Origin of the sequence: Micromonospora sp. 067-2 (assembly GCF_046549295.1) — a bacterium.
Classification (GTDB): Bacteria; Actinomycetota; Actinomycetes; order Mycobacteriales; family Micromonosporaceae; genus Micromonospora.
Genome location: NZ_JAJPWB010000003.1, coordinates 395,973 through 413,128, shown reverse-complemented (window position 1 = coordinate 413,128; position 17,156 = coordinate 395,973). Strand labels below are relative to the sequence as shown.

The following is a 17,156-nucleotide window of genomic DNA, read 5'->3' as shown; positions in this document are numbered from 1 at the left end:
CGGTGGTCACATCCGCCGCACCCGATCACCGATGGCCGGCCGAGGCGACTGTTTCCGGCGTAACTTGAGGATCATGTCTGTGCCGAACGATCCCGATCCACGCCTCCAGTCCTACGCGGACCCGCAGCGGCTGGTCACCACCGAGTGGCTGGCCGAGCACCTGGGTGACGAGGGCCTCGTCGTCATCGAGTCCGACGAGGACGTGCTGCTCTACGACACCGGTCACATCCCGGGCGCCGTCAAGGTCGACTGGCACCTGGAGCTGAACGACCAGGTGACCCGGGACTACCTCGACGCGGAAAGCTTCGCCGAACTGTGCGCCGCCAAGGGCATCGGCCGGGGCGACACCGTCGTCTTCTACGGTGACAACTTCAACTGGTGGGCCGCGTACGCCCTCTGGGTGTTCTCGCTGTTCGGCCACGCCGACGTGCGGCTGCTCGACGGCGGCCGGCAGAAGTGGATCGCCGAGGGGCGCGAGGTGACCCGCGACAAGCCGGCCCGCCCCCGCGCCGACTACCCGGTTCCGTTGCGTGACGACGCACCGCTGCGGGCCTACCGCGAGCAGGTGATGGCGCACATCGCCGCCGGCCGGCCGCTGGTCGACGTCCGCTCGCCCAGCGAGTACACGGGCGAGACGCTGCACATGCCGAACTACCCGCAGGAGGGCGCGCTGCGCGGCGGCCACATCCCGGGCGCGCTCAGCAAGCCGTGGAAGTCCGCGGCCAACGACGACGGCACCTTCAGGTCCGCCGACGAGCTGCGCACCATCTACGCCGACCAGCTCGGGCTCAGCCCGGCCGACGACGTGATCGCGTACTGCCGGATCGGTGAGCGGTCCAGCCACACCTGGTTCGTGCTGCGACACCTGCTGGGCTACCCGCAGGTGCGCAACTATGACGGCTCGTGGACCGAGTGGGGCAACCTGGTCCGGGCTCCCGTCGTGCAGGGCGACCAGCCCGGCGGTCTCGCGGCCTGAGCGGCACCGTGGCCTCGCCGGCTGAGCGACCGACGGTGCTCAGCCGGCCAGCGCCACCACGCCGGGCAGGTCGCGGGCCACGCCGGTGACCTCGCCGGTGTCCGGCCGCCAGCGCACCACGCCGGCCGCCGGCTGAAGGCGGAGCAGCACGGCACCCTCGTCGTCCCAGCCGAGCACCTCGCAGCAACCCTTCCACCGGTCCCGGCCCAGGTCGAGCACCTGGGCCACCGCACCGGTGCGGGCGTCCAGCACGGCCACCCCCTCGGCGCCGTCGATCTCGTCGCTGGTGATCCACGCCGCGCGGGCCAGCCGCCCGCCGTGCAGCCAGCCCTGGCCGTAGAAATCGTTGACCTGGTACGGCACCGGCAGCGCGGCGCCGGTGACCTTCTGTTCGGAGCGGACCGTGCCCGTACGCGCTGCCCGGCTGCGCAGGGTCAGGCCGTCCCGCTCCCCGCCCACCTCGATCAAGGCCGCCTCACGGCCAGCGGCCGGGTCCGGCGCGACCAGATCCCACAGCGACACGTCGAGCTTGCTGGGCGCGCCGGTGACCAGGTCCACCGCGTACGTCTGGCCCTCGCCGCCGACCAGCACCCGATCGCTCGCCCAGACGACCCTCTCCAGGTGGCCGTCGAGTGGGATCCGGCGCACGGTCGCCCTGGTGAGGTCGACCATGATCAGCTCGTTGGTCTGCGCGAACGCGGCTGACCGCCCGTCAGGTGACAGCACCCCCGGCTTCACGGCGGCGGCCTCGTTGCCGCCGTCATCGCGTGTAGGCGCCGGGGTCACCACGTCGAGACTGCGCACCACGCCGTCGTCGCCGAGGATCCGGACCGGGCCGTCCGCGCGATAGTCCTGATCCAACGGCTGGAACAGCGCCAACGCCCGCCGGACCGGTCGCGCGGACAGTGCCACGGTCGCCGGGTCCCCGAGCCGGGACAGCGGATCGGGCGGAAAGGTCAGCTCGTCGGGGGCCCGCACCACCGGTGGGGCGGGGCGGGGCTCGACGGTCGGTGCCACCGCGAGGTCCGGCCCGCGCTCGGCGCTCGGTCGCAGGACGGCCACCGTGCCGCCCCCGATCAGTGCCACGGCCAGGGCGACCGCGCCGACCGCGCGCCGGCTCCGCCGGGTGTGCCGGGCCCGCTCCCAACTGGCCGTCGCCGGCTGACTGGGCAGCACGTCCTCGACGCTCACGGTCAGCAGTCTGCGCAGATCCTGCTCGTTCACGGATTCACCTCCAGACCGGCGGCCAGGTCGCCGCGTTTCCCCGGCTCCCGGACCGGCCGGGCGTCCCGGGCGAGGTCCGGAGTCACCTCGCGCAGGCGCCGCAGGGCGGCGTGGCACTGGCTCTTAACGGTGCCCACGCTCACCCCGAGCGCCTCGGCGGTGGCGACCTCGGTCAGGTCCTCGTAGTAGCGCAACACCAGCACGGCCCGCTGCCTGGGCGGGAGCAGGCCGAGCGCGTCGTGCAGCGTCAACCGCAGCGCGCCGTCGCGGTCGGGGGCCGTCTGCTCCGGCGGCTCGGCACTGAGCCGTTCCCTGCGCCGACGACGCCACCACGACACCGTGTCCCGGTAGAGAATGGCCCGTACGTATGCGGCGGGGTCGCCGTCGCGGACCGAGGCCCAGCGCAGCGCCAGCTTGAGCAGCGCGTCCTGGAGAAGGTCCTCGGCCTGGTGCCGGTTGCCGCAGATCAGGTAGGCCGCCCGCAGCAGGCGGTGCTGGTGGCTCTCCACGAAGGCGAGGTAGTCGTCGCGTCCGTCGCCTGCCGCCGGTCCCATCCGCCCACCTCCCGGCCGTCGCGTTCGGCCTCACCTGGCAGACGCACGGGACGGGGAAAAAGGTTGGGTCAGTTGCCCGGCAGCCCAGTCAGGTAGCGCTGAAGGGTCGGCGCGATCCAGGAAACCAGCTCATCAGGCTCCACGTCCACCATGGGCGGCAGGCGGACGATGTAGCGGGTGAACGCGAGGCCGAGGATCTGACTGGCCACCAGGCCGGCCCGTCGCGCGGTGGTTGCCGGGTCGGTGCCGAAGGTGGCCACGATCGTGACCAGTTGGCGGGCGAAGATGTCACGCATGCGCTCGGCCGAGCCCGGGTTGGTGCTGGCGGCCCGCAGCAGCGCGGTCAGCGTCTCGTCGCCCTCCCACCGTGCGAGGAAATGCCGGATCAGCACCTCACCGACCTGCCCGACCGGCACGGCGGTCAGGTCGGGCAGGTGTAGGTCGAATTCCGCCGCCGCGGTGAACAGCCCCTCCTTGCTGCCGTAGTAGCGCATCACCATCGATGGGTCGATCCGGGCGTCGGCGGCGATGGCCCGGATCGTGGCGCGTTCGTACCCGTCGGCGGCGAACCGTTCGCGAGCGGCCCGCAGGATCGCCGCACGGGTGGCATCCGAGCGGCGGCTCGGGGTCGGGCGGGCGGGCGCTGTCATGTCAACGACCGTATGCCAACGACTGTTGACTCACAATGACCGTCGACCTAATGTTGCCAACAAGTGTTTGCCAACAGGTGTTGGCAAGGGTTGCTCCGGAGGTGGTCATGCCCCACACGAGTACCGACGTCCTGGTGGTGGGTGCCGGCCCCACCGGTCTCGCCACCGCCCTGACGCTGGCCCGGCGCGGGGTCGAGGTGACCGTGCTCGACCAGCGGGCCGAGCCGCCGCCGACATCCCGTGCGGCGGTCGTGCACGCGTACACCCTGGAGGTGCTGGACCGGATCGGCGCCGCGGCGCCGCTGGTGGCCCAGGGGGTGCGGTCGCCGCGCTTCACCGTTCGCGACCGGGACCGGGTGCTGCTGTCGGTCCCGTTCCACCAACTGCCGTCCCGCTTTCCCTACGCGTTGATGGTCTCCCAGGCGGTCACCGAGGCGGTGCTCACCGAGGAGTTGGCCGACCGCGGTGTCCGGGTGCGACGGCCGAGCCTGCTGACCGGTCTGAGCCGAGCCGGTGGCCGGGTGCTCGCGCAGGTCGACGGGAAGGCGCTGGGCGCCCGGTTCGTGGTCGGCGCGGACGGCCTGCACAGCACGGTCCGGCAGTTGGCCGGCATCGGCTTTCCCGGCTCCGGAAACGAGGAGTCCTTCGTGCTCGCCGACGTACGGGTGCGCAGCGTGCTGCCCCGCGACGAGGCGGCGCTCTTCCTCGCCCGCTCCGGGCCGCTGGTCTGGGCGCCGCTCCCGGGCGGCGTGGTCCGGCTGGTCGCCGCCGTGACGACGGCCCCGGCCGAACCGGAGAAGGCGTACCTCCAGGCGTTGCTCGACGAGCGTGGCCCGGCGCGACGACCCGACCGGGTGACCGAGGTGCTCTGGGGTTCCCGGTTCCGGGTGCACCACCGGATCGCCGACACCTTCCGAGCGGGGCCGGTGCTGTTGGCCGGCGACGCCGGGCACGTGCACAGCCCCGCCGGCGGGCAGGGGATGAACCTCGGGATCTGCGACGCGGTGGCCCTCGGCACCGCGTTGGCCGACGTGCTCGATGGTGGCCCGGACACGGTGCTCGACGACTACACCGCCCGGCAGCGGCCGATGGCCGAGGACGTGCTGAGCTTCGCCGCCGGGTTGACCAGCCTGGCCACCCTCGCCCCGGCCGGTCGGCCGGTCCGTGACGTGCTGCTGCGGCTGCTCGGTGCCGTACCGCCGGCCCGTCGGCGGATCGCGCTGCGCCTGTCCGGGCTGGCCCATCGGACCTGACGCCGGGCTAGGCCCCGCCGGTGGGGATCAGCACGCCCGTCGCGGATGGCCGCAGTGCCCGCCACGCGGCCACGGTGACCAGCGCGAACGTGGCTGCCGCAGCGCCTGCCACGGGCACCGTGCCGTACGCGGCGGCGGCCAGCCCGGCGAGCGCTGCCCCGACCGGTGCGGTGAGCAGGCCGACCATCCGCTGGGCCGCACCCACCCGGCCGAGCAGCCCGGTCGGCACGTGCCGCTGCCCGTACGACGCGCACAGGCTGTTCCACACCACGGTGCCAGCGGCGAAGACGGCCAGCGCGAAGCCCCCTGGCACCGGATGGCGGGCCAGCGCGAACCCGGTCAGCGCGACGGTCTGCGCGGCGAGCACCGCCCGTAGCGCCGCCGCCGTGCCGAGCCGCGCGGCGAGCCGGCCCGCCCCGAGCGCCCCTGCCACGCCGCCGAGGATGGCAGCGGCGGCGAACAGCCCGTATCCGGTCGGCGGCACCCGCAGCACGTCCAGCGCGTAGAGCACCAGCACCGCCAGGATCCCGCTGATCGCAAGGTTGCTCGCCGCGGCGAGCAGGGTGACGCGCCACAGCGTCCGGTGCCCGCGCAGCCACCGCACACCCTCGACGATCTCGCCCCACACCGACCCGCGCCGGCCTCCCGGCTCGGTGCTCGTGGGCAGCCCCGCGCCCACGACCGGAGTTGGGACGAGGGCCAGCACGAGCAGGGCCGCGGCGGCGAAGGTGACGGCGTCGAGGGCGAACGGGAGGGCCGGGGCGACGGCGAAGAGGACACCGGCGGCGGGCGCGCCGAGGAAACCGCCGGCCACCGCGGACCCCGCCTGAAGCCGACCGTTCGCCCGGGGCAGCGCGTCGCGCGGCACCACCGTGGGAAGCACCGCGAATGAGGCGGAGTCGAAGAGGGTGCCCAGTGCGGCGAGGAGGAACGCCGCTGCCAGGAGCACCGGGACGCCGGCCCGATCGAGGGCGACCGCCACGGCCAGCGTCGCCACCACGGCGGCCCGCACCCCGTCGACCAGGGCCATTGTCCGACGACGGTCCCAGCGGTCCGCGTACACGCCGCCGAGCAGGCCGAAGAGCAGCGGCGGCAACTGCCCGACCACGGTCACCGCCGCGACGACCCGGGGATCACGGGTGAGCGTCGTGGCCAGCAACGCCAGCGCCGGCGTCCGCAGCGCGTCGCCGAACCGGGAGGAGACGGAGGCAGACCAGAGCAGCCGGAAGTCCCGACCGAGAGCGGAGGAGGTCATGCCGACGACCGTGCGGGTTCGACCGGGTCGAGGGTCAAGCCGCCACCGTGACAACCGTCGCTCCACCGCAGCCAACTCGCGGTCTACGCTTGGCCGGTGACGGTGGAGCAGCAGGCACGGGGTGCGGCGGGTGCGGGCCGGCGTCGGTCCCGCAAGGACGAGATCCTGGAGATCGCGGTCGGTCTGTTCGCCGCCCGCGGCTACCACGGTGTGTCGATGGACGACATCGGTGCGGCGGCGGGGGTCACCGGTCCGGCGCTCTACCACCACTTCGCCGGCAAGGAGGCGATGCTGGCCGCCGCGCTGATCCCGGTCAGCGACGGGCTGCTGGCCGGCGGGCGGGAGCGCTCCGCGGGGCACCCGGACGACCCGCGCGGCGCCCTCGAGTCGTTGATCGACTTCCACGTCGAGTTCGCGCTGGCCAACCCGGCGGTGATCGCGCTGCACCTGCACGAACTGGACCGCCTGCCCGAGGAGCCGCGGCGGCGGATCCGCCGCCTGCAACGGCTCTACGTCGAGGAGTGGGTGACGGTGCTGACCGCGTTGCACCCCGGCATGCCCGACGGCGAGGCCCGGGTGCTGGCGCACGCCGCGTTCGGCCTGATGAACTCGACCCCGTTCCTCGGTGGCGAGGTGGACCGCCGGCGCCGCGCCGAGCTGCTGCGCGGGGCCACCCTGGCCGCGCTGCTCGCCTGAACCCGACTCGTCAGAAGCCCACCGGTCATGATTCCCTAACCACCGTCCCACCATCCGGACGCCGGGAGGAAACATGATCGAGTCACTGCTCGTCGCCAATCGGGGCGAGATCGCCCGCCGGATCATCCGTACGGCCAAGCGGCTCGGTATCCGTGCGATCGCGGTGTACTCGCAGGCCGACGCCGACCTGCCGTTCGTCGCCGAGGCGGACGAGGCGGTCCTCATCGGCCCGCCGAACCCGGCGCAGAGCTACCGCAACGCCGAGGCGATCCTCACCGCCGCGACGGCGACCGGTGCGCAGGCCATCCACCCCGGGTACGGCTTCCTGTCCGAGAACGCCGAGTTCGCCCGTACCGTCGAATCGAGCGGCCTGATCTGGGTCGGGCCGGGCGCGGACGCGATCACCGCGATGGGCGACAAGATCAACGCGCGGAACCTGATGGCCGCGGCCGGTGTTCCGGTCGCACCCGGCACCACCGACCCGGCCGCCGACCTGGACGCGGCCGTGGCCGCCGCCGCCGAGATCGGTTATCCGGTGATGGTCAAGGCCGCCGCGGGTGGCGGTGGCATGGGCATGGGTGTGGCCGTCGACGAGGCCGCGCTGCGCACCGAGTACGACAAGGTGCGCGCGTTCGCCGAGCGGATGTTCGGCGACGGTTCGGTGCTGATCGAGCGGTACTTCCCCCGGGTACGCCACGTCGAGGTGCAGATCCTCGGCCTGGCTGACGGCCGGGTGGTGGCGCTCGGCGAGCGGGAGTGCTCGGTGCAGCGGCGCAACCAGAAACTGGTCGAGGAGTCCCCGTCGCCGGCGGTCCCACCGGAGTTGCGATCTCGCCTCCTGGCAGCGGCGGTGCGCGCTGGCGAGGCGGTCGGCTACCGCAACGCCGGCACGGTGGAGTGCCTTCTCGAACCCACCACCGGTGAGTTCTTCTTCCTGGAGATGAACACGCGGCTGCAGGTGGAGCACCCGGTGACCGAGTACGTCTACGGCATCGACCTGGTCGAGGAGCAGTTGCGGGTGGCGTCGGGGTTGGCGCCGACGTTCGACCCCGACGCGCTGGTGCCACGCGGGCACGCCATCGAGCTGCGGGTCAACGCCGAGGACCCGAAGCGTTTCCTGCCCGGCCCGGGCGTGGTCAGGACCTGGGTGGAGCCCACCGGCGAGGGTGTCCGGGTGGACTCCGGCTACACCGAGGGCAACACCGTCACGCCGTTCTACGACAGCCTGATGGCCAAGCTGATCCTCAGTGGCGACACCCGCGAGCAGGCGATCGCCCGAGCCCGAACGGCGGTGGCCGCCTTCCAGATCGAGGGCCCGAAGAACAACCTCCCCTTCTTCGCCGAGCTGCTGGAAAACGAGGAGTTCCTCTCCGGCGCCTACGACACGGGCATCGTCGGCCGCATGCGCTGAGCCGCCCCCTCTCGTTGATCATGAGGTTGACGGTGGCTCTCGTCCCATCTGTGCGGGACAACCTCATGATCAACCTCGGCCGGGGTGGGGGTGGCATGCTGGGGAGCACCCCGGCACGGGGTACGGCACAGTGAGGTGAGTTCTTATGGCGGAGCTGCCGGATTTCGTCTCCATTCGTGAGGTCGGGCCGCGCGACGGGTTGCAGAACGAGGACCCGATCCCGACCGACGCCAAGGTGCGGCTGCTCGACGCGCTCTCCGGCACCGGCGTGCGTCGGATCGAGGCGGTCTCCTTCGTGCACCCGAGGGCGATCCCGCAGATGGCCGACGCCGACGAGGTGTGGCGGCGCGCGGTCAAGGCCGACGGGGTGGGCTACTCGGCCCTGGTGCCCAACACGCGGGGCGCCCAGCGCGCCCTGGCCGCCGGGTTCACCGAGATCGAGGTGGTGGTCTCGGCCAGCGACACGCACAACCGCCGCAACGTCAACCGTTCCACCGACGAGTCGTTGGACGACATCGCCGAGCTGATCGACCTGCTGCACGGTGCCTCCGCGCGGGTCGAGGTGATCGTGGCGACCAGCTTCGGCTGCCCGTACGAGGGTGACATCGACCCCAAGCGGGTGGCCGGCATCGTGGACCGGGTGGTCCGCGACGGCGCGGACCGGGTGGCGTTCGGCGACACGACCGGCATGGGCACTCCGCGTCGGGTCCGCGAGCTGCTGACCGCGGTACGCGACCGCAACGCGCACGTGCCGGTGCTGCTGCACTTCCACAACACCCGCGGCACCGCGCTGGCCAATCTGCTGACCGCGTTGGAGCTGGGGGTGACCGAGTTCGATGCCAGCGTCGGCGGCCTCGGTGGCTGCCCGTACGCGCCGGGAGCCAGCGGCAACCTGGCCACCGAGGAGGCCGTGCACATGCTGCACGACATGGGCATCGACACGGGGATCGACCTGACCGCCCTGATCGAGGCGGCCGAGTTGGCCGAGGAACTGCTCAGCAAGAAGCTGCCCTCGGGCGTCCTGCGCGCCGGTCCGCGGACCCGGTTGACACAGATGCCCGGTTGACCGGTTGACCGGTCCGGCGGAAAAGGCGACGGAGAGGCCGGTAGCGCACCGGCCCCTCCGTCGGGTCCGGTTGGTCAGCTCACCGGAGCGAGCGCGGCAGGCCAGCTGTCGCGGAAGACGGTCGCCCCGCTGCTGTCCGTGCTGCGCTCGGTGGCGCTGCGGGTGCCGGCGAAGAGGTTGGTCACCCGGTTCGCCTCGGCGGTGCTCGGGTACGGGTTGGTGCAACTGGTTCCGGCGCTGCCGCCGGACATCAGGATCGCGCAGTTCCCGTTGTAGTTGTCCGGTAGGCCGAGGATGTGCCCGATCTCGTGAGTGATGATCCGCAGCGGGCTGTACTGCGCCGCCTGCTGCGTGTCGATGTAGACCCGGCCGTTGCCGAGGCTGGTACGGACGGCGTACGAGCCGCCGCCGGTGATCTGGTAGATCCGCAGGTTGGAGCCGCAGTTCGCGGTGAGCGTGAGGTTCGAGGTGGCGTTGTTCCAGATCGACGCGGCCTGGTTGGCGGTGCTGGCGTAGCTCGGGGCCTGGCTCGTGTTGTAGCAGATGGTCGCGGCTGCCGCGGCGGGCGACGGGTTGGCGACCGTGACACCGAGGGTGGCCGTCGCCGTCGCGACCAGTGCGACCGCGAGTCGGCTGCTTCGTGAGGTCATCGCTGACTCCTATCCGGGAGGGGTGCCAGGAGCCTAGTCATAGCAATCTATAAATTTCAATGTGTCAATCTGGTCGGGTCGGTTGCGCCCCGCGCCGAGCCGCGTGACCCGCCAGCCGGTCGCCGAACCTCGCGTCGATGCGATAGCCTAACGATCGTTCAGGTCTGTAGGGGCGAGGGAGTCGGCGTGACGCTCGACGGTGAGGCACTTGAGCAGCTGCGCAAGCGGGCACGATCCGGCGGCGCGGACAAGTACCACGCGGCCAACGCCGCCAAGGGCAAGCTCTTCGCCCGGGAGCGGGTCGCGCTCCTGGTCGACGAGGGCTCGTTCGTCGAGGACGGCCTCTACGCCAACACCCTCGCCGAGGGTCTGCCCGCCGACGGCGTCGTCACCGGCACCGCCACCATCGACGGCCGGCAGGTCTGCCTGATGGCCAACGACTCCACGGTCAAGGCCGGCAGCTGGGGCGCCCGCACCGTCGAGAAGATCATCCGGATCATCGAGCGGGCGTACGCCACCAGCGTCCCGATGGTCTACCTGGTCGACTCGGCCGGCGCCCGGATCACCGACCAGGTCGACCTCTTCCCGGGCCGACGCGGCGCCGGCAAGATCTTCTGGAACCAGGTACGCGCCTCGGGCGCGATCCCACAGGTGTGCGCACTGTTCGGCCCGAGTGCCGCCGGTGGGGCCTACATTCCGGCGTTCTGCGACGTGGTGGCTCTGGTCGACGGCAACGCCAGCATGTATCTGGGCTCCGACCGGATGGTCGAGATGGTGACCGGCGAGAAGACCACGCTGGAAGCGATGGGCGGGGCCAAGGTGCACACCGCCGAGTCCGGCGTCGGGCACTTCCTCTGCCAGACCGAGGCCGACGCGCTGGACGTCGTACGCCGCTACCTGTCGTACCTGCCGGCGAACTGGACCCAGACGCCGCCGGCCGCCGAGGCGGTCGCCGCACCGGCGAAGGCCGACCTGGCCGCGCTGGTGCCGGCAAGCGAGCGGCAGGCGTTCGACATGCGACGGTACGTCAAGGGCCTGCTCGACGAGGGTTCCTTCTTCGAGATCCAGGCGCTCTGGGCCAAGGAGCTGACCATCGGCTTCGGCCGGCTCAACGGCGAGGTCGTCGGCGTGGTCGGCAACAACTCGATGTTCAAGGGCGGCGTGCTCTTCGTCGACTCGGCCGACAAGGCGACCCGGTTCGTGCAGCTCTGCGACGCGTTCAACGTGCCGCTGCTCTTCCTCAGTGACGTACCCGGCTTCATGGTGGGCAGCGCCGTGGAGAAGCAGGGCATCATCCGGCACGGCGCCAAGATGATCACCGCGATCTCGGAGGCGACCGTGCCGAAGATCTGCGTCGTGGTCCGCAAGGCGTACGGCGCGGGCCTCTACGCGATGGCCGGCCCCGGGTTCGAGCCGGACGCCACCATCGCGCTGCCCAGCGCGAAGATCGCGGTGATGGGTGCCGAGGCCGCGGTGAACGCCGTGTACGCCAACAAGATCGCCGCTATTCCGGACGCGGACGAGCGGGCGGCCTTCGTCGCCGCGAAGCGCGCCGAGTACGAGCAGGACATCGATGTCGTCCGGCTCGCGAGCGAGCTGGTGGTGGACGCCATCGTCGAGCCGCACGACCTGCGTACCGAGCTGGTCCGCCGGTTCGCCGCAGCACGTACCAAGGACCGGCAGTTCTCCCGCCGCCGACACGGTGTCACCCCGGTCTGACCCGACGACCGACCCGCCACAGCGAACCGTCCCGGCGTCACGAGCGCCCGGCGGCCGTCCACACAGGAGGATGAGATGGACTTCCGGCTCACCGACGAACAAGCGGCGCTGCGGGACAGCGTGCGGGACTTCGCGCGCGAGGTGGTCGCGCCGGTCATCGCCGAGCACTACGAGCAGCACACGTTCCCGTACGAGGTGATCCGGCAGATGGGCAAGATGGGCCTGTTCGGCCTGCCCTTCGGCGAGGAGCACGGCGGGATGGGCGGCGACTACTTCGCTCTCTGCCTGGCCCTGGAGGAGTTGGCCCGGGTCGACTCCAGCGTGGCGATCACGTTGGAGGCGGCGGTCTCGCTCGGCGCGATGCCGATCTACCGGTTCGGCACCGACGAGCAGCGCGCGACCTGGCTGCCCAAGCTGCTCAGCGGCGAGGCGCTGGCCGGGTTCGGGCTCACCGAGCCGGGCACCGGATCGGATGCCGCCGGCACCCAGACGCGGGCGGTGCTCGACGGTGACCACTGGGTGATCAACGGCTCGAAGGCGTTCATCACCAACTCCGGCACCGACATCACGACCCTGGTCACGGTCACCGCGGTCACCGGCACCAACCCGGACGGCTCGAAGGAGCTGTCGACAATCCTCGTGCCGACGGGTACGCCGGGCTTCACCGTGGCACCGGGCTACTCGAAGGTGGGCTGGTCGGCGTCGGACACCCACGAGCTGACCTTCGACGACTGCCGGGTTCCGGTGGCCAATCTGCTCGGACGGCGGGGCCGGGGCTTCGCCCAGTTCCTGCAGATCCTCGACGAGGGCCGGATCGCCATCGCCGCGCTGGCCGTCGGCCTCGCCCAGGGCTGTGTCGACGAGTCGATCACATACGCGAAGGAGCGGCACGCGTTCGGTCGGCCGATCGGCGCCAACCAGGCGATCCAGTTCAAGATCGCCGACATGGAGCTGAAGGCGCACACCGCCCGGCTGGCCTACTACGACGCGGCCGCCCGGATGCTGGCCGGCGAGCCGTTCAAGCGGCAGGCCGCCATCGCCAAGCTGCACGCCAGCACGATCGCGGTGGACAACGCCCGGGAGGCCACCCAGATCCACGGTGGCTACGGCTTCATGAACGAGTATCCGGTGGCCCGGTTCTGGCGGGACTCCAAGATCCTGGAGATCGGCGAGGGCACCAGCGAGGTGCAGCGCATGATCATCGCGCGCGACCTGGGTCTCTGACCCGCTCCCGAAAGACGGCTGCGGCCCGGCCGGCCAACGGGTTGCGGGCCGGGCTGCGGTTCGGCTGTCGGATATCGGCGAGCGCGCGTCGGCAGCCCGACGTTCGACTGCCGATGGTCGGAGTCGATCCGTACTCTTCGTGCCCATGACTCCCGATCATGGTGGGTCGCGGAGCCCGGCGGGCCGTAGCGGCCTGCCGGACCTGCTCCGTGGGCACCGGCGTGCCTGCGGCCTGACCCAGGCCGAGTTGGCGTCCCGAGCCGGCGTGGGCGTGCGGACGGTGCGTGACCTGGAGCGTGGTCGGTCCGTCCGGCCGCAGCGCACGACGGTCGAGCTGCTCGCCACGGCGTTGGCGCTGACCGGCACCATCCGGGTGGCGTTCCTGGCCGCGGCCCGCAGCACCGCCAGCGGTGAGCCACCGCAGCCGGACGGCGTCCCGGCTGCGCTGGCGGGCAGCACCGAGTCGACAGTCGAGCACGCCGGGACCGCACCGCGGGTGGCCCTTCCACCGCCGGTCCCGTTGATCGGCCGCGACCGCGACGTCACCGAGCTGGCCGGGATGCTGACCGCGGAGGGTGGCCCGCGACTGGTGAGCCTGGTCGGGCTGGCGGGGGTCGGCAAGACCGCACTGGCTCTGTCCGTGGCGCACTCGGTAGCCCGTGGCCACCCGGGTGGCGTGGCCGGAGTGCTGGTCGGCGAGGGCTCGGACGGCCCGGACGTGCTCGCCGCCTCGATGACCGTGCTGGGGGCTGTCCGGCTGCCGGAACTCCTCGCCCGGCTCGGCGGCCGGCCGGCGCTGCTGGTGATGGACGCGGTGGAGCGTGCCCCGGGGCCGGTGGCCGAGACGCTGCACCGGCTGACCGGCGTGCTGCCGTCGCTGCGGGTGTTGGTCACCGGGCGGCACCCGGTCGGCCTGCCCGGCGAACGGGTCTGGCCGGTCGCGCCACTCGACGTGCCACCGCCGGGCGCCGAGCGGCGCGGGCCGGCCACGCTCGGTTCGTGGCCGGCGGTCGCCCTGTTCACCGCCCGGCTGGCCCAGGTGCGCCGGGAGGCTCCCACCGCGGACGAACTGCCTGCCCTCGCCGCACTTGTCCGCCGGCTCGGCGGGCTGCCGCTGGCCATCGAGTTGATGGCCGCCCGGGGTCGGATCCTCGACCTCACCGAGCTGCTCGACCGGTACGGCGACCGGGTGCTCGACCTGGCCACCCCCGCCGACCCGGTGGCCCGTTCCGTCTGGGACGGGCCGGACTCGACCGTCACCACCCGCCGCCCGACCGCAACGGACGCCACCCGGGCAGCGGTGGCAGTGACCCTGCGGGACGCGGTGGAGACCAGCTACCGGCTGCTCGCGTCGGACGAGCGGGCCGCACTGCGCCGGCTGGCCGTGTTCGGGAACCGCTGGTCGGTGGAGCTGGCCGAGGAGATGCTCGCCGACGAGGCCGACCGGGACGGCGCGGTCACGATCGATCCCGTTCCGCTGCTGGACCGGCTCGTCGAACTCGGCCTGCTGAGCGTGCTCGGCACCGGGCCGTTCCGGTTCCGGCTGCTCGACGCGGTACGCGACTTCGCCACCGAACAGGCGGCCGGCAGCGGTGAGCTGACCTCCATCCGACGCCGGCACGCGGTGGTGATCGCCCGACTGGTGGCGCGGACCGCCACCGATCTGGTCGGCCCCCGGCTGCCTGAGGCGGTGCACCGGCTGGACGAGGTCAGCAGCGACATCAGCTCCGCGCTGGCCCACGCGGCAAGCGACGATCCGTTGACGGCGCTCCGGCTGGCGGCCTGTCTGACGCGCTGGTGGCGGTTCCGCGGGCGCGACGTCGCCGGCCGGCAGTGGCTGCGTCGGCTGTTGGCCGATCCGCGGACCGCCGACGCCGACCTCGTGCTGCGCGGTTGGGCGACCCTCGGCGTGGCCCGGCTCGCCGCCGAGCACAGCGCGGGCGCCGACGAGCTGCCGACGGCGTGGGCCGCGCTGGACGCGTTCCGGCAGGCCGGCGACATCAACGGCGAGTTGGAGGCGCGGATCGTGCTGAGCGCGCTGCTGATCGCCGTCGGCCGGCGCGGTGAGGCCCGCGAGCAGGCCGAGACGGTGCTCCGGCTGGCCGCGCGCAACGGCCGGATCCGGGACATGGCGGTGGCTCAGATCAGCCTCGCCTGGCACGAGATCCGGGTCGCCAACCTGGCCGCGGCGCACCGCCGGCTGGCCGCGGTGGACCGGCTCGCCGCCGAGTGCGGGGAACAGCGGCTGCGGGTGCTCTCCTGGGCCAACCGGGCCGAGGTCACCCGGTTGGAGGGCCGGTACGCCGACGCGGTGGACCAGGGCCGGCGTGCCCTCGCGGCGTTGTCCGAGTTGGGTGATCCACGGCATCGTCGGCGGGTGCTCGGCACCATCGGGTTGGCGCTCGCCCAGGACGGTCGCGGTGACGAGGCGTTCGAGGTGCTCACCGAGTTGCGCGCCGATGCCGTCGAGTTGGAGCTCGCCGTACCGTCGCGGCCGCCGTCCGGGCGTGCCGGCCCGCCGCGGCCACGGTCGGACGGCCCGATGGTGGGCTGGGGTGGCCCGAAGGCGGCGATCTGCGCGTTGATCGAGGGCAACCTGGCGCTGCACCGAGGTGACCGGGAGTTGGCGGCCGAGTGGTTCGCCGCCGCCGCGGATGCCGGTCAGGACCGGCGCGACGTCGTGGAGGCGCTGGTCGGGCTGGCCGCGAGCACCGGGGATCCGGCAGTCCTGGATCGGCTGGACCAGGTGTGCCAGGACAGTGACATCCGCCTGCTGCCGGATGAGTCGGGGCTGCTTTACGCGTTGACCGCCAGCCGGACCCGGCCGGCCGCCCACTAGCCCGGGTCAACCGGGCGGGAGTGGCGCGGACGAAGAGCCCCCTTGGTGCTACCCCTCGCTGTCCGCCCGCGCCGTCACCCCCCGGTGAATCCCCGGTGGACGAAGCCTGCCACCGTGATCGCGGCGGAAAGCCTGTTTCGGCCGGCATGTCCGGCTGGCAAGGTCAGTTCTGCCGGTCTTTCTGCCGGTGGTGTCGCGTGGTGTCGCACACCACTCGGGGCCGGATCGCGTCGTCGCCTGGAAGGGCGGTCAGCGGGTGGCGCCGTCGGCGCTCGCGATCCCCTGCTCGGTGGTGGTGCTGCCGGCGGTGGCGCCGGGATGCACGGCGTCACGGACCCGGCGTAGGCCGTTGAGCAGTGTCGCGAGTGCCTCAGGATCGAGTTGGCTGGTGAACCACTGCTCGATGATCAGCAGGTGCCCGGGCAGCGTCTCGTCCAGCCGTTGCAGGCCGGTGGCGGTGACCACCGCGTACGAGCTGCGGCGGTCGCTGGGGCAGGCCCTGCGGGTGAGCAGGCCGTCGCGCTCCATCCGGTCCACCACCCGCGTCACACCGCTGGTGGACAGGGAGGTCTGGGCGGCGAGGTCCGTCATGCGAAGCTGGTTGCCCGGCGAGCGGGCCAGTCGGGTGATCACCTCGAACTCGACCGCGGAGAGGCCGTGCTCCTCGAGTTGCGCGGCGAACCGGGCCGACAGCCCGGCGTGCACCTCGACGAGCAGGCCGACCGCGGTTATCCGGGGATCGTCGAACACGTTTGTCACTCCTTCACCCTACCAGTCCTTGACAGAGGGAATGTTGTTGAGGTTATAGTTGCTCAAGCAGTCGTTGGGCTACTAAACAATCTCCTGGAGGACAGCAGCATGACCAGCAGCATCGATGCGGTTACCCGCGACTGGGACGGCCTCACCATCCCGACCCCCGGCACCTACGCGCTCGACGCCGCGCACAAGCGGGTGGGCTTCGTCGCCCGGCACATGATGGTCAGCAAGGTCCGTGGCGAGTTCACCGAGGCCACCGCGACCATCACCGTCGCTGAGGACCCGCTGCAGTCCTCGGTCGTCGCAACCATCCAGGGCGCCAGCATCGACACCACCCAGGCCGACCGGGACGCGCACCTGCGCAGCCCCGAGTTCCTGGACGTCGAGGCGTTCCCGACCCTCGAGTTCCGCAGCACCGGGGTCAAGTCCCACCGCGGCAACGACTTCGTGCTCACCGGTGAGCTGACCATCAAGGGTGTCAGCCGTCCGGTCGAGCTGCAGGTCGAGTTCGAGGGTGTCGGCCGCAGCCCGTTCGGCCAGGACATCTTCGGCTTCTCCGCGAGCACCGAGATCGACCGCGAGGAGTTCGGCCTGACCTGGAACGTCGCCCTGGAGACCGGCGGCGTGCTGGTCAGCAAGAAGATCAAGATCGAGATCGAGGGCGAGGCCGTCCGCCAGGCCTGATCCTGTCGATCGCCGGTACGCCCGGGCCCGCGCCGCACCTCGGCGCGGGCCCGGCACCATTCCTGCCGCCGTACTCGTGGTAATTGTCACGAGTTGTTCGCTCCAGATCGGGTCCGATCCGATGGCGACCGGGTACAGAGGGCGCCACGAGCGCGTACCCGATGGTCGGCGGCGGATCCCTGTGTCCGACCTCTGGCCT

General features: G+C 72.1%; 15 protein-coding genes. 9 read left to right on the top strand and 6 right to left on the bottom strand.

Features of this window, described 5'->3' with window-relative positions:
* Positions 1-73 precede the first annotated feature (73 nt).
* Positions 74-976 (top strand): sulfurtransferase, encoded by a 903-nt coding sequence (locus ACLJN9_RS08630; protein ID WP_410810587.1) that lies wholly within the window; start codon positions 74-76, stop codon positions 974-976.
* Positions 977-1,015: 39 nt separating this feature from the next.
* Here the strand turns inward: ACLJN9_RS08630 and ACLJN9_RS08625 are convergent, their stop codons facing one another.
* The 3 genes from ACLJN9_RS08625 to ACLJN9_RS08615 form a co-directional block, all read right to left on the bottom strand.
* Positions 1,016-2,200, bottom strand: coding sequence for a hypothetical protein (locus ACLJN9_RS08625; RefSeq protein ID WP_410810586.1), 1,185 nt, complete (start codon positions 2,198-2,200; stop codon positions 1,016-1,018).
* Positions 2,197-2,754, bottom strand: a complete 558-nt coding sequence (locus ACLJN9_RS08620; protein WP_410810585.1) for a SigE family RNA polymerase sigma factor — start codon at positions 2,752-2,754, stop codon at positions 2,197-2,199. Before ACLJN9_RS08620 ends, ACLJN9_RS08625 begins: the two co-directional genes overlap by 4 nt.
* Positions 2,755-2,822: 68 nt before the next feature.
* The gene (locus ACLJN9_RS08615) at positions 2,823-3,404 is read right to left on the bottom strand and encodes a TetR family transcriptional regulator (protein ID WP_410810584.1); all 582 of its coding nucleotides are present in this window, start codon (positions 3,402-3,404) and stop codon (positions 2,823-2,825) included.
* A gap of 107 nt (positions 3,405-3,511) precedes the next feature.
* Between ACLJN9_RS08615 and ACLJN9_RS08610 the strand changes: the two genes are divergently transcribed.
* The gene (locus ACLJN9_RS08610) at positions 3,512-4,657 is read left to right on the top strand and encodes an FAD-dependent oxidoreductase (protein ID WP_410810583.1); all 1,146 of its coding nucleotides are present in this window, start codon (positions 3,512-3,514) and stop codon (positions 4,655-4,657) included.
* A gap of 7 nt (positions 4,658-4,664) precedes the next feature.
* On the opposite strand, the gene ACLJN9_RS08605 is transcribed toward ACLJN9_RS08610, so the two are convergent.
* A complete protein-coding gene (locus ACLJN9_RS08605) occupies positions 4,665-5,912 on the bottom strand; it encodes an MFS transporter (protein WP_410810582.1) in 1,248 nt (415 codons plus the stop codon).
* A 96-nt stretch (positions 5,913-6,008) separates the two neighbouring features.
* Here ACLJN9_RS08605 and ACLJN9_RS08600 point away from each other — a divergent pair, with 96 nt between their 5' ends.
* From ACLJN9_RS08600 to ACLJN9_RS08590, 3 genes are all read left to right on the top strand, one after another.
* Positions 6,009-6,608, top strand: a complete 600-nt coding sequence (locus tag ACLJN9_RS08600; protein ID WP_252416984.1) for a TetR/AcrR family transcriptional regulator — start codon at positions 6,009-6,011, stop codon at positions 6,606-6,608.
* Positions 6,609-6,681: 73 nt separating this feature from the next.
* Positions 6,682-8,019, top strand: a complete 1,338-nt coding sequence (locus ACLJN9_RS08595; protein ID WP_410810580.1) for an acetyl/propionyl/methylcrotonyl-CoA carboxylase subunit alpha — start codon at positions 6,682-6,684, stop codon at positions 8,017-8,019.
* 145 nt (positions 8,020-8,164) lie between these two features.
* Complete coding sequence (locus tag ACLJN9_RS08590) at positions 8,165-9,085, top strand: hydroxymethylglutaryl-CoA lyase (RefSeq protein ID WP_410810578.1); 921 nt, start codon at positions 8,165-8,167, stop codon at positions 9,083-9,085.
* Positions 9,086-9,159: 74 nt separating this feature from the next.
* Here ACLJN9_RS08590 and ACLJN9_RS08585 read toward each other — a convergent pair whose 3' ends face one another.
* Positions 9,160-9,735 carry a snapalysin family zinc-dependent metalloprotease gene (locus ACLJN9_RS08585; protein ID WP_410810576.1) on the bottom strand — a complete coding sequence of 192 codons (576 nt, stop codon included), beginning with the start codon at positions 9,733-9,735 and terminating at the stop codon, positions 9,160-9,162.
* Between the two features lie 186 nt (positions 9,736-9,921).
* Here ACLJN9_RS08585 and ACLJN9_RS08580 point away from each other — a divergent pair, with 186 nt between their 5' ends.
* The 3 genes from ACLJN9_RS08580 (at position 9,922) to ACLJN9_RS08570 (ending at position 15,517) form a co-directional block, all read left to right on the top strand.
* Positions 9,922-11,454, top strand: a complete 1,533-nt coding sequence (locus tag ACLJN9_RS08580) for an acyl-CoA carboxylase subunit beta (RefSeq protein ID WP_410810574.1) — start codon at positions 9,922-9,924, stop codon at positions 11,452-11,454.
* A gap of 75 nt (positions 11,455-11,529) precedes the next feature.
* On the top strand, positions 11,530-12,678 hold the full coding sequence (locus ACLJN9_RS08575) for an acyl-CoA dehydrogenase family protein (protein WP_410810572.1): 1,149 nt from the start codon (positions 11,530-11,532) through the stop codon (positions 12,676-12,678).
* A 145-nt stretch (positions 12,679-12,823) separates the two neighbouring features.
* Positions 12,824-15,517: an ATP-binding protein gene (locus ACLJN9_RS08570; protein WP_410810571.1), complete on the top strand. Its 2,694-nt coding sequence runs from the start codon at positions 12,824-12,826 to the stop codon at positions 15,515-15,517.
* A gap of 249 nt (positions 15,518-15,766) precedes the next feature.
* Here ACLJN9_RS08570 and ACLJN9_RS08565 read toward each other — a convergent pair whose 3' ends face one another.
* On the bottom strand, positions 15,767-16,276 hold the full coding sequence (locus ACLJN9_RS08565) for a MarR family winged helix-turn-helix transcriptional regulator (protein WP_410810570.1): 510 nt from the start codon (positions 16,274-16,276) through the stop codon (positions 15,767-15,769).
* A 99-nt stretch (positions 16,277-16,375) separates the two neighbouring features.
* On the opposite strand from ACLJN9_RS08565, the gene ACLJN9_RS08560 reads away from it, so the two are divergent.
* A complete protein-coding gene (locus ACLJN9_RS08560) occupies positions 16,376-16,957 on the top strand; it encodes a YceI family protein (protein ID WP_410810569.1) in 582 nt (193 codons plus the stop codon).
* Positions 16,958-17,156: the final 199 nt, after the last annotated feature.